Annotated in this window: 13 protein-coding genes; 8 read left to right on the top strand and 5 right to left on the bottom strand. The window is 67.7% G+C overall.

The features are described 5' to 3' along the window. Positions 1-39: 39 nt before the first annotated feature. The 6 genes from fni to BGI51_RS15905 all read left to right on the top strand — a co-directional run bounded on the left by fni (position 40) and on the right by BGI51_RS15905 (position 6,677). Entirely contained in the window at positions 40-1,089 is a 1,050-nt protein-coding gene (fni, locus tag BGI51_RS15930; protein WP_187978951.1) for a type 2 isopentenyl-diphosphate Delta-isomerase, read from the top strand. After that, positions 1,089-2,384, top strand: coding sequence for a nucleotide disphospho-sugar-binding domain-containing protein (locus tag BGI51_RS15925; RefSeq protein WP_187978950.1), 1,296 nt, complete (start codon positions 1,089-1,091; stop codon positions 2,382-2,384). Before fni ends, BGI51_RS15925 begins: the two co-directional genes overlap by 1 nt. Then, positions 2,347-3,540, top strand: a complete 1,194-nt coding sequence (gene crtY / locus BGI51_RS15920; protein ID WP_187978949.1) for a lycopene beta-cyclase CrtY — start codon at positions 2,347-2,349, stop codon at positions 3,538-3,540. The genes BGI51_RS15925 and crtY overlap by 38 nt, the downstream gene beginning before the upstream one ends. Next, the gene (locus tag BGI51_RS15915) at positions 3,537-5,033 is read left to right on the top strand and encodes a phytoene desaturase (protein ID WP_187978948.1); all 1,497 of its coding nucleotides are present in this window, start codon (positions 3,537-3,539) and stop codon (positions 5,031-5,033) included. The genes crtY and BGI51_RS15915 overlap by 4 nt, the downstream gene beginning before the upstream one ends. 2 nt (positions 5,034-5,035) lie before the next feature. Then, positions 5,036-5,971 (top strand): phytoene/squalene synthase family protein, encoded by a 936-nt coding sequence (locus BGI51_RS15910; RefSeq protein ID WP_187978947.1) that lies wholly within the window; start codon positions 5,036-5,038, stop codon positions 5,969-5,971. A gap of 172 nt (positions 5,972-6,143) precedes the next feature. Beyond that, on the top strand, positions 6,144-6,677 hold the full coding sequence (locus BGI51_RS15905; RefSeq protein ID WP_187978946.1) for a gluconate 2-dehydrogenase subunit 3 family protein: 534 nt from the start codon (positions 6,144-6,146) through the stop codon (positions 6,675-6,677). Positions 6,678-6,716: 39 nt separating this feature from the next. On the opposite strand, the gene BGI51_RS15900 is transcribed toward BGI51_RS15905, so the two are convergent. The 5 genes from BGI51_RS15900 to BGI51_RS15880 form a co-directional block, all read right to left on the bottom strand. Then, on the bottom strand, positions 6,717-7,244 hold the full coding sequence (locus BGI51_RS15900) for a sterol desaturase family protein (RefSeq protein ID WP_187978945.1): 528 nt from the start codon (positions 7,242-7,244) through the stop codon (positions 6,717-6,719). Between the two features lie 181 nt (positions 7,245-7,425). Then, positions 7,426-8,370, bottom strand: a complete 945-nt coding sequence (yegS, locus tag BGI51_RS15895; RefSeq protein WP_187978944.1) for a lipid kinase YegS — start codon at positions 8,368-8,370, stop codon at positions 7,426-7,428. A 126-nt stretch (positions 8,371-8,496) separates the two neighbouring features. Continuing rightward, positions 8,497-9,693, bottom strand: a complete 1,197-nt coding sequence (locus tag BGI51_RS15890) for a molybdopterin molybdotransferase MoeA (RefSeq protein WP_187978943.1) — start codon at positions 9,691-9,693, stop codon at positions 8,497-8,499. Next, positions 9,690-10,229 carry a molybdenum cofactor biosynthesis protein B gene (gene moaB / locus BGI51_RS15885; RefSeq protein ID WP_133859462.1) on the bottom strand — a complete coding sequence of 180 codons (540 nt, stop codon included), beginning with the start codon at positions 10,227-10,229 and terminating at the stop codon, positions 9,690-9,692. Before moaB ends, BGI51_RS15890 begins: the two co-directional genes overlap by 4 nt. A gap of 233 nt (positions 10,230-10,462) precedes the next feature. Further along, positions 10,463-10,954, bottom strand: coding sequence for a hypothetical protein (locus tag BGI51_RS15880; protein WP_187978942.1), 492 nt, complete (start codon positions 10,952-10,954; stop codon positions 10,463-10,465). 205 nt (positions 10,955-11,159) lie between these two features. On the opposite strand from BGI51_RS15880, the gene mobA reads away from it, so the two are divergent. Next, positions 11,160-11,735: a molybdenum cofactor guanylyltransferase MobA gene (gene mobA, locus BGI51_RS15875; protein WP_187978941.1), complete on the top strand. Its 576-nt coding sequence runs from the start codon at positions 11,160-11,162 to the stop codon at positions 11,733-11,735. A gap of 109 nt (positions 11,736-11,844) precedes the next feature. Beyond that, a complete protein-coding gene (locus tag BGI51_RS15870) occupies positions 11,845-12,066 on the top strand; it encodes a YgdI/YgdR family lipoprotein (protein WP_059314378.1) in 222 nt (73 codons plus the stop codon). Positions 12,067-12,107: the final 41 nt, after the last annotated feature.

Below are 12,107 nucleotides of genomic sequence, written 5' to 3'. Positions count from 1 at the left end.
CGACCGACGAAAGGTCATTCAGGGCGGACTCTAGAAGACATGGTGGATTGGGAACTGGCAAGCCGCAAGAACGATCATCTGGACATCGTGCTGGATCCCCACAAGGCCCGTAGCGCCGTCACCACGGGCTTCGACGCCTATCGCTTCACGCATTGCGCCCTGCCCGAGCTCAATCTCGACGAGGTCGACCTGGGCACCCGCCTGTTCGGTCGTCCCCTGGCCGCGCCGCTGCTGATCAGCTCCATGACCGGCGGGCCAGAGCGGGCCGCGCTGATCAATCGCCACCTCGCCGAGGCGGCCCAGACCCTGGGCATCGCCCTGGCAGTCGGCTCCCAGCGCATCGCTCTGCAGCAGGGTGGCGATCAGGGCCTGACCGGCGAATTGCGCCGCCTGGCGCCGGACGTGCCGCTGCTGGCCAATTTCGGCGCCGCGCAGCTGGTGGCCGGCTACGGCCTCGACGAGGCCCGGCGCGCGGTGGAGATGATCGAGGCAGACGCCCTGATCGTGCATCTCAATCCCTTGCAGGAAGCCGTGCAGGCCGGTGGCGATCGCCGCTGGCGCGGCATTCTGGCAGCCCTGGAAAATCTGGTTACACAACTGTCCGTGCCAGTGGTCGTCAAGGAAGTCGGCGCCGGCCTGTCGGGCCGGGTCGCCACGCAACTGCTGGAGGCTGGCGTGGCGGTGCTGGATGTCGCCGGAACCGGTGGCACCAGTTGGGCGGCGGTGGAAGCCGAACGCGCCCGTGACGAGCAGCAGCGCGCCATCGCCCGCGCCTTCACCGACTGGGGCATCCCCACCGCCGAGAGCCTGCGCCAGGTGCGCGCCGCCTGCCCCCGGGCGACGGTGATCGCCTCGGGCGGCATCCGCGACGGTATCGACGTGGCCAAGGCCATCCGCCTTGGTGCGGACCTGGCCGGCCAGGCCGCTGCGGCCCTGCCTGGCGCCACTGAATCCACCGAGGCGGTGATCGCGCATTTCCGGGTGGTGATCGAACAGCTGCGCATCGCCTGCTTCTGTACCGGCTCGGCGGATCTGGCCGGCTTGCGCCAGGCCGAGCTGCTGGACGCCGCGCCGCGGCGGTGCCCATAGTGGCCGACACCCGACCGGACGCCGCCATGCATGTCGCCCTGATCTCGCCGCCGCTGCCGAGCCACCTGTCCACCCATCTGGTGCTGGGCGAGGCGCTGGTCGCGCTCGGCCACCGGGTCACCCTGCTGCACCAGGTGGAAGTGGGCGATCGGGCGCTGCCAGCAGGCATCCAGTTCCAGGCCCTGGGCGCGACCAGCCATCCACGTGGCAGCCTGGCGCCCCTGCTGGCGCGGACCGCCAGCAACAAGCCCTGGTCGGTATTTGGCGTGATCGCCGACATGGCGCGCAATACCGAACTGTTCTGCCGCGAAGGCCCGGCCGCCTTGCGTGACCTCAGGGTCGACTGCCTGATCGCCGACCAGATGGAACCGGCCGGCGGACTGCTCGGCGACCACCTGGGCCTGCCCTATGCATCACTGGCCTGCGCCGTGCCGATGAATCGCGAGCCCCACCTGCCGCTGCCCACCCTGCCCTTCGCCTATCCTGGCACCGAGCGGGAGCGGCAGATTGTCCAGGGCGCCACCCAGGTGTTCGACCTGATGATGCGCGGCCAGGGCAAGGTCATCCAGCGCCAGGCCCAGGCCTTCGGCCTCGGCGAGCGACGGACCCTCGACGACTGCTTCTCGCCGTATCTGCAGCTGAGCCAGTGCCTGCCGGGCTTTGACTTTCCGCGTCATGCCCCGCCGCCGCACTTTCACGAGGTCGGGCCGCTGCGTTCGCCGGCGGTGCGTGAGCAACGGCTGGAACTGGAGATCGATCCGCGCCAGCCCTTCGTCTTCGCCTCCTTCGGCACCCTGCAGGGTGGCCGGCTACCGCTGTTCCGCCGCATCGCCCAGGCCTGTCGCCAACTCGGCGTCCAGGTGCTGATCGCCCACTGCGGACGTCTGGAGGCCAGTGCCGAACGCCTTCTGCTGGACGACGGCGCCACCTGGGTCACCGACTTCGCGCCCCAGGAGGCGGCCATCGCCCGCGCCGATGCAGTCATCACCCATGGTGGCTTCAATACCGTGCTGGACGCCCTGGCGGCTGGCAAACCCATGCTCGCCCTGCCCATGGTGTTCGACCAACCCGGCATCGCCCGCCGCCTGGAACGGGTCGGCGCCGGCATCTGCCTGGCACCGCGCCTGGCCAGCAAGGCCCGCCTGACCCAGGCCCTGGGCGCCGTGCTGGCCGACCCGGCCTATCGCCGGGCGGCCGAACGCTTCGTGCCCATTACCCATGCGGCCGGCGGTGTCGCGGCTGCCGCCCGCCTGGTGGATGGCCTGGCCCGGCGAGGACTCGAACGTGCGTCCTGACCTGCTGATCGTCGGCGGCGGCCTGGCCGGCGGCCTGCTCGCCCTGCGCCTGGCGGAAACCCGTCCGGAGCTGGACTGGCGCCTGGTGGAAGCCGGTCCGCGGCTGGGCGGCAACCACACCTGGTCCTTCCACGAGCCGGACCTCACCGCGCCGCAGCATGCCTGGATCGAGCCCCTGGTCGCCCATCGCTGGCCGGGCTACGAGGTGCGCTTCCCCACGCGCCAGCGGCACCTCGGCAGCGGCTATGCCAGCATCAGCGCCGAACGCTTCCATGAGGTATTGAGCGCTCGGCTGCCGGCCGAGCGCCTGCTGCTGGGCCGCGAGGTGCTGCGCCTGCAGGACGATGGCGTGGTGTTCGCCGACGGCTACACCCTGGCCGCCGGCGCCGTGATCGACGCCCGCGGCCCGCGACCCGATCCGGCGCTCTGGCTCGGCTATCAGAAATTCCTCGGCCAGGAGGTGCGCCTGGTTCGCCCCCATGGCCTGGCCGAACCCATCGTGATGGACGCCACCGTCGATCAGCTGGACGGCTATCGCTTCGTCTACAGCCTGCCACTGACACCCGACCGGCTGCTGATCGAAGACACCTACTATGCGGACGGCCAAAGCCTCCCCGCGGAACGCCTGCGCCAGCACCTGACCGACTATGCCCGGCAGCAGGGCTGGGAAATCGCCGAGGTACTGCGCGAAGAACAGGGCGTGCTGCCCATCACCCTGGGCGGCGATCTCGACCGCTATTGGGACAACGTCAGCGCCGGCGCGCCCATCGGCCTGGCCGCGGGGCTGTTCCACCCCACCACCGGTTACTCGCTGCCGGAGGCGGTGCGCCTGGCGGAGCATCTGGCCGCGCAACCCTTGACCTCCAGCGCCAGGCTGCGCGACTCCCTGCGGCAGTACGCCCAGGGGCGCTGGCAGCAACAGGGCTTTTTCCGCCTGCTCAATCGCATGCTGTTTCTCGCTGGCCGTCCCGAGCACCGGGTGCGCGTCATGCAAAGGTTCTACGGCCTCGGCGAACCGCTGATCCAGCGTTTCTACGCCGGCCGCCTCACCGCCTTCGATCGGCTGCGCATCCTCTCCGGCAAACCGCCGGTGCCGCTGAAACCAGCCCTGGATGCCGCGCTGGCTCGTCCCCCTCAGTCCAAGGAAGCACCATGACCCAAGGTAACGGGCCCAAGCGGGCCATCGTCATCGGCGCCGGCTTCGGCGGTATCGCCCTGGCGATCCGCCTGCAGTCGGCCGGCATCGCCACCACCCTCATCGAGGGCCGCGACAAGCCCGGCGGCCGTGCCTACGTCTATGAGGAGGCGGGCTTCACCTTCGACGCCGGCCCCACCGTCCTCACCGATCCCTCGGCGATGGAAGAGCTGTTCGCCCTGAGCGGCCGGCAGATGAGCGACTATGTGGAGCTCTTGCCGGTCAGCCCCTTCTACCAGCTGTGCTGGGAAGACGGCACCCGCTTCGACTACGTCAACGACCAGGCCCGGCTGGACGAGCAGATCCGCGCCCTGGAGCCGGACGACGTGGCCGGCTACCAGCGCTTCCTGGCCTATTCCCAGGCGGTGTTCGAAGAAGGCTACATCCGTCTCGGCGCCAAGCCCTTCCTCAAGGTCGGCGACATGCTCGCCGCGGGTCCCAAGCTGGCCAAGCTTACGGCCTGGCGCAGCGTCTACACCCAGGTGTCGCGCTTCGTGAAGAGCGAGAAGCTGCGCCAGACGCTGTCCTTCCACACCCTGCTGGTGGGCGGCAATCCCTTCGCCACCTCCTCGATCTATGCGCTGATCCATGCGCTGGAGCGCAAGTGGGGCGTCTGGTTCGCCAAGGGTGGCACCCATCAGCTGGTCCTGGGCCTGCTGAAGCTCTTTACCGACCTCGGCGGCGAAGTGCGCCTGAACACGCCGGTGGAGCGCATCCTCACCGAAGGCAATAGGGCCACCGGCGTCTGCCTGGCCGATGGCAGTCAGCTCGAGGCGGACCTGGTGGCCTCCAACGCCGACGTGGTGCATACCTATCGCAAGCTGCTCGGTCACCACACCCATGGCGTGGTCGAGAGCAACCGCCTCAAGCGCAAGCGACACAGCATGTCGCTGTTCGTCATCCACTTCGGCCTGAGCCAGCCGCCGGTGGGGCTCGAACACCACATGGTCTGCTTCGGCCAGCGCTATCGCGGCCTGATCGACGAACTGTTCAAGGGCCCGGGCGTACCGGACGACTTCTCGCTCTACCTGCACTCGCCCTGCGTCACCGATCCGTCGCTGGCACCGCCCGGGCACAGTTCTCACTACGTGCTGGCGCCGGTGCCGCACCTGGGCAATGCCGACGTCGACTGGAGCGTGGAAGGTCCGCGCCTGCGCGACAAGATCCTCGCCTACCTGGAAGAGCGCTACATGCCCGGCCTGCGCGAGCATCTGGTCACCTCGCGCATCTTCACCCCGGCCGATTTCCGCCAGGAGCTCAATGCCCACCTTGGCTCGGCCTTCTCCCTGGAGCCCATCCTCACCCAGAGCGCCTGGTTCCGGCCGCACAATCGCGATAGTGTCATCCCCAACCTCTACCTGGTCGGCGCGGGCACCCATCCCGGGGCCGGCGTCCCGGGCGTGGTCGGCTCGGCCAAGGCCACGGCCAGCGTCATCCTCGAGGAGCACGGTTAGCCATGCCAGCCACCCATGATGTCGTCGACCACGCCGAGCAGAGCATCGCCGTCGGTTCCAAGAGCTTTGCCGCAGCCGCCAAGCTGTTCGCTCCCGAGACCCGCGAGAGCGCCGTGCTGCTCTATGCCTGGTGCCGCCATTGCGACGACGTCATCGATGGCCAGGAACTGGGCCATGGCCAGGTCGACGGCGATCGCCGCGCCGGGCGCGAACGCCTGGCCGAACTGGAACGCCTGACCCGCGCCGCCTACGGCGATGAGCCGCTGCAGGATCCGGCCTTCGCCGCCTTCCAGCGGGTGGTCAGGCGCCATGGCATTCCCCTGGCGCTGCCGCTGGATCACCTCGCCGGCTTTCGCATGGATGTCGAGGAACGCATCTATGTGGAACTCGAAGACACCCTGGAGTACTGCTACCACGTCGCCGGGGTGGTCGGGGTGATGATGGCGCGCATCATGGGCGCCGAAGACGAGGAAACCCTGGATCGCGCCTGCGACCTGGGCATGGCCTTCCAGCTCACCAACATCGCCCGCGACATCGTCGAGGACGCCCGTATCGGGCGCATCTACCTGCCACGCCTGTGGCTCGACGAAGTCGGCGTGCCGGCGGGTGAACTGGCGGAGCCGCGCCATCGCGAAGCGGTCGCCCAACTGGCCGAGCGGCTGGTGCGCCTGGCCGAGCCCTACTATGACTCGGCACGCCAGGGCATCGCCGCCCTGCCCCTGCGCTCGGCCTGGGCCATCGCCACCGCCCGTGGCGTCTACCGCGAGATCGGCGTCCAGGTGCTGCAACTGGGCAGCCATGCCTGGGACAAGCGCGTCAGCACCAGCACTGCCGACAAGCTGCGCCTGGTCTGCCGCGGCGCCGCGCGCGCCATGCTCTCCCGTCACCAGCGCGACGAGCCACGCCCGACCGAGCTCTGGACCCGACCGCGGCGCTGACGCCAGTGATCGCGCCCCGGTCACATTTGCGTGCATCTCGGGGATGCCCAACAGCAAACTTTTATGCGATAAACGGGTCGGATTAAAGCGACCCCTCGCGGGCCGCGGATGGATGGATGTCTGAGCCAGAGCGCTGCATCCGGTAGTCAGCCTACGAGTATGGGATTTGCACATGCACAAAACGGAAACGGCTGTTTCACACGATCGCTTCGCTGCCTCCTCGTCACTACTTGCCCTTGGCCTTTCCGCTAACGCGCAGTCCGGTTACAAGCCCGAATTCTTCAACGCCATCCAGTGGCGTACCCTGGTCGCCCTTTGCGCGCACCTGCAGGCCGATAGCGAACAGGCCGATACCCGCCTGCCCGAATTCATCGATCGCCACATGCTGACTCCCTACGCCCACGGCGACCGTTCCAACATCGTCGATCCCTTCGACGAGCAGGCCCAGGTCCAGCAGGGTGCCAATCTGCGCGATCTGCTGCGTGACGGCCTGGCCGTGGTGAACAGCTACTGCACCGAGCGGCTGGGTGCCGGTTTCGCCGAACTGGCGGCTGGTGAACAGGCCCAGGTGGTCACCGCCGCCGAAGCGGGCACCCTGAACCCGCCGGCCAAGGAGTTCATCGATCTGCTGCGCAACGAGAGCGAGCGCAGCCAGTACGCTCATTCACTGTTCGCTGCCTACGACGACACTCCCGCTATCGCCTGATCCCGTCTAGCGCCTCCTTGGAGGCGCTTCCGCTCCCGCCTAGTCCACTTCTTCCGGTGCCTGATCCCGGGCCTTGCGTTCGCGTGAGGAATCCAGGGCGCCGCCGTGTATCTCGCGCAACTGCTGCTTGAGCTGCTGGGTGGTCGGTGCCAACAGGAAACCGAAGGACACGCAGCCGTCCTTGCCGTCCACCGCATGGTGCATGCGATGCGCCTGATAGAGCCGTTTCAGATAGCCGGTGCGCGGGATGTAGCGGAAGGGCCAGCGCTGATGCACCAGGCCATCGTGGGCGATGAAGTACAGCAGGCCGTAGAGGGTCATGCCGGCTCCTATCCACTGCAGGCGCCAGTAGCCGGCATTGCCCAGGGCGATCAGCAGGATGGCCAGGCCGGCGAAGACGACCGCATAGAGATCGTTCTTCTCGAACCAGCCCGTCCGGGCGCGGTGGTGAGACTCATGCCAGCCCCATCCCCAGCCGTGCATGATGTACTTGTGCGACCACCAGGCGAAGGCTTCCATGCCCGCCACGGTGGCCAGCACGATTCCCGCATTGATCAGTATTTCCAACGTAACCTCCGCAGCCACCTGATCAGAAGCTGCTCACGATCTGCTGCGCGTCGGCCAAACTGCGTTGAAAAGGCCCTGGAGGGCCAGCCCCATCGGAATGCTCATTTACAACTCGTAAACTCCGCTTCCTCAGGCCTTTTCGCCTTGTTTGACTCTAGCTCGCGAGATCGTGAACACCTTCTTAGGACGTCGCCGCCGGTTCGGCCAGGGAGCCGGCGGTCGCGCCCAGCAGGGGCGAATCCACCGGTAGACAGACCTGCAGGATACCCGGACGTACCTCGAATCTCACCCGGTCTCGCTTGACCGGTTCACCGTCGAGGTTCATGTCCAGACCTTCGGCGGCTTCCAGCTCCACCCAGGGCAGGCGCGCGCGGATGAACATCTCTTCGGTGCTGAAGCCCTTGCTAAGGAATTCGCCCAGGGTACCGAGCACATCCTGGGACGCTGGCAGGATGCCCACGTCGAGCAGGCCATCGTTGACCACGGCAGTGGGACAGAGCACGTGGCCACCGCCGGCCTGACGACCGTTGCCGATGCCCAGGGCGAGGAATTCGCCTTCCCACTCGAAACCGGGACCGCGGAAGCGACCATGGGCCGAATGCACCTCGGCGAAACGGGTCAGGCCGGTGAGGAAGTAGGCCGCACCACCCAGCAGGCGCTTGAGTTCGCCAGGGGTGTTGGCGGTCACCTGGGAGCCGAAGCCGCCGGTGGCCATATTGAGGAACAGCTGGCCTTCCGCCTCGATCAGGTCGATGGCACTGGTCGGCCCATCCAGCAGCGCCAGGGCCGCCGCAGGCTCCACCGGCACACCCGCCGCCCGGGCGAAGTCGTTGGCGGTGCCCAAGGGCAGCAGGCCGAGGCGGGCCTGGCTGTGATTCTGCGCCATGGCTTCGGCCACGGCGCGCAGGGTGCCGTCGCCACCAGCGGCCACCAGGGTGCCGTAGCCTTCGCGGGTCGCCTGCTCGACGAAGCGCGCGGCATCGTCTTCTTCCCAGGTCACCCGTACATCGATGCGATGACCGGCGGCACGCCGTTCAAGAATGGCCTCCCGCACGTCCTCGTTACCGGTTTCCTTGCCATTGAGAATGACCAGGGCTGCGTCAGCCAGGGTGCCTGTCGTCGTCATGTCTGTCGTCCAAGGTTGGCTCTGCGCGGCGAGATGCCGCGCCAGGTACCGGGCAGCGCCCGGCGAGCGAATCTGGAGACTAGGACTGTGGCCCAACGGCCACGTTCAGTCCTGACTGCCGGTTGGCTAGGCCTTGAGCAATTCGGCCAACGGGATGAAGCGCACCGGATCATCGACGGCGAAGGTACGATCCTCACGGATCTCCACCAGGCCATGGGCCCAGGCCGCCGTCTGCAGCACATTGGAGCCCTGGTTGCGATGGGGTACCGCCCGGCCATCTTCCAGCCGCGCCCGCTGGTATTCGCGGCGCGCACCGGCACGCGGCCAGTCGAACCCCGCCGGCACCTCGACGCTCAGCGGTGCCACGTCGATCTTGCCGGCCCGGCGCAGCAGATAGGGCCGTGCCAGCAGGCCGAAGGTCACCAGGGTGGACGCCGGATTGCCCGGCAGGCCGATCAGCGGAATGCCACGAAAGCGTCCGCAGGTGAACGGCTTGCCTGGCTTGAGCGCCAGCTTCCACAGGGTCAGCTCGCCTTCTTCGCGCAGGGCCTGGCCCAGATAGTCGGCCTCACCCACGGAGACACCGCCCGTAGAGAGGATCAGATCGGCCTGCAGCGCGCCCAGCCGCCTGCGCGTCTCGGCGAGATCATCCGGCAGGATGCCCTGGTCCGACACCTCGCAACCCAGCCGCCGCAGCCAGCTGATGAGCAGGGCGCGATTGCTGTTGTAGATCTGCCCCGGACCGAGCGGCTGTCCGGGCGCCACGAGTTCATCGCCGGTGGACAGCACCGCGACCTTGAGGCGGCGAAAGACGTTCAGCCGGGCACGCCCGAGGGACGCGGCGACCCCCAGCTCCGCCGGACCCAGGGCAGTGCCGGCCGACAGCACCTCGTCACCCACCCGGACTTCGTTGCCGCGGCGACGGATGTTGCGCCCCGGTCGCAGCTGCTCGACGAAGCGCACCCGACCGTCATCCAGCACCTCGGTGTTCTCCTGCATCTCCACGCAGTCGGCACCCGCCGGAACGGGCGCGCCGGTGAAGATGCGCGCACAGGTGCCCGGCTCCAGGGGCGCCGGTGCCTGGCCGGCGAAGATGCGCTGGGAGACCCGCAGCGGCTCGCCCTGCCAGTCGTCCAGGCGCAGGGCATAGCCGTCCATGGCACTGTTGTCCCACGGCGGGAGATCCAGGTCGGCTACCAGGGGCGCGGCCAGGATGCGCCCGTCGGCGTTTTCCAAGGCCACCTGCTCATGGGGCAAGGGACCGTCTTCGGCCGCCAGGGCGAGCAGCCGGGCCAGGGCCTCTTCCAGCGCCAGCAGGCTCATCCGCGCGGCCCGCAGGGCTCGGCCTGCTTGAGATGCGGCACAAAGTTGCAGGGGCGATGACGATTGTCCAGCTGCTCGGCGAGGATGCCGTCCCAGGCGGTACGGCAGGCGTTGGTCGAACCCGGCAGGCAGCAGACCAGGGTGCCATTGGCGAGGCCGGCCAGCGCCCGGGACTGCACGGTGGAGGTGCCGATGTCGGCCACGGAGATCTGGCGGAACAGTTCGCCGAAACCATCCACCTGCTTGTCCAGCAGGCAGGCGACGGCCTCCGGGGTGCTATCGCGACCGGTGAAGCCGGTGCCCCCGGTGATCAGCACCACCTGCACCTGGTCTTCGGCGATCCAGTGGGCGACCTGGGCGCGGATCTTGTAGAGGTCATCCTTGAGCAGCACGCGGTCGGCGAGGAAGTGACCGGCGGCCTCCAGGCGGTCGACGAACAGCTGACCCGAGGTATCGGTCTCGAAGGTGCGGGTGTCACTGACCGTCAGGACAGCGATGTTCAGCGGTACGAAAACCGCCTCGGCTTTGTGGCTCATCTGGTTGGACTTCCGAAGAGTGCGAAGGAAAGGGTGCAGCGGAAGACCGCTGGACGGGCAGCGGGTTTCCCGAATGGAGTGAGCATGGGACTGGCAGCGACCGGAAGGTGGCCGCTCCGACAGTGAGGGTCGCTGTCGACCTTGGTCGAGGTGAAGGTCCGCGAAGGCTGCATCGTCACAGCCTAGAGGAAAAGCCGACGCCCCTTCAACCGAGAGGGCGCCGCTGGCGTGACCTAGCGCTGGCGTTGCTCGCCTTCGGCGTGAGTCTCCCACTTGATGGGACGCGGGTCGGCGATGTCGTTGGCATCCTGACTGAAGCGACCGTATTGCGGAGCGATGTTCGGGTCCTCCTCCCAGGTCGCCTGCTGGGTGAAGGTGCCGGCCTTGCGATCGAACGTGAGGAAATGCCGGGCCGTCTTGCCGCCCCAGTCCGCGGAAGGCAGGGAGATGAAATCCACCTGGTACTTGTCGTCGGTCAGCTTGCCGTGCACCACGTAGACGCCATAGTGCTCTTCGCCGGGCGAGATGATCTTGTAGACGCCATTGCTGTAGTAATAGAGGGTGGCGTCGGGATAGGGCTTCTTCTCGTAGAGCTTCTCGTAGAACAGCTTCTGCCGGACGGTCGGCTGGCCAAAGGTGACCTTGATCGCAGGGGGTTCACCACCGCCGGTGCCAAAGGCGGGCAAGGCAGCCAGGGCCAAAGCGGAAAGCAGCATCGTCTTCATCGTTTGCAAACTCCTTCTGGGCAGGGACTCCCCGCCACCGCGCGGCAGGGATCAAAGGTGTCTAGCACGCCCCTTTGCACGGGACGCGCTCGAGTCTAGCCCAGCCGTCCCGCCCGGATAAAGCCCGCTCTGGTCAGCCGCCAGCGGTGAAACCGGGCTAGGATGGCCACCCGTTTCCCGCGTCCGCAAGCCCGAGGCCTCCTGCATGCCACTGCTCCCCTCCTCCATCCTCATTCTGGCCGGCGGTCGCGGTCAGCGCATGGGTGGGCGCGACAAGGGCCTGGTGGAATGGCAGGGCCAGCCGCTGGTGGCCCAGGTGCAGGCTGCGGTGCGGGCACTGACCGATGATCTGGTGATCTCCTGCAACCGCAATGCGCCGCGTTATGCCCTGTGGGCCGACCAGCTGGTGGCCGATGAGCAACCGGACTTTCCCGGTCCCCTGGCCGGCATCCTCGCCGGACTCGCCGTGGCGCGGCATGACTGGGTGCTGCTGCTGCCCTGCGATGCACCGCGAATAGATGCCGCCCTCGCCCTGCAGCTGCTCGCTGCGGCCCAGGCGAGCGCGGGCCCGGTGATGGCGCGTCAGGGTGGCTACTGGCAACCGCTGTTCAGCGCCCTGCCCCGGCGCCTGTTGCCGGCCTTGCGCCAGGCCTGGGCGGACGGCGAACGCAGTCCGCGAGGCGCCCTGCTGCCACTGGGCCTGACCGCCGTGGACTTCGCCGAAGACGATGACCGCCTGGCCAACTTCAACGATCCCGCGGCGCTGGAAAGCGCGATCTGAACCCGGCGATCCACCAGGCCAGAGGGCGTGACCCAGCGGTTCCGGGACGAACTCGGCTCCGCACCCGCGGTCCTAAGCCCGCTTGGTTGCCAAGAAAGGAGACCGTCACATGAACAAGCACCTGCTCCCCGCCGCCCTGCTGGTCGTCGCCAGCGCCCTGCTCGCCGGCTGCTCCACCCCCAGCGTCATCACCCTCAACGATGGCCGCGAGATCCAGGCCACCGACACGCCGAAGTACGATGACGACTCGGGTTTCTATACGTTCAAGCAGCTCGACGGCAAGCCGACCCGCATCAACAAGGACCAGGTTCGCACCATCAAGGAGCTCTGATTCCTGCCCGGCGCGATTTTTTTACCTAACCCCTTGTGCTT

Source organism: Pseudomonas oryzihabitans (assembly GCF_014522265.1).
Taxonomy (GTDB): Bacteria; Pseudomonadota; Gammaproteobacteria; order Pseudomonadales; family Pseudomonadaceae; genus Chryseomonas; species Chryseomonas aestiva.
Note: the sequence above shows the minus strand (reverse complement) of the source record. Positions and strands in the feature narration are given on the sequence as shown.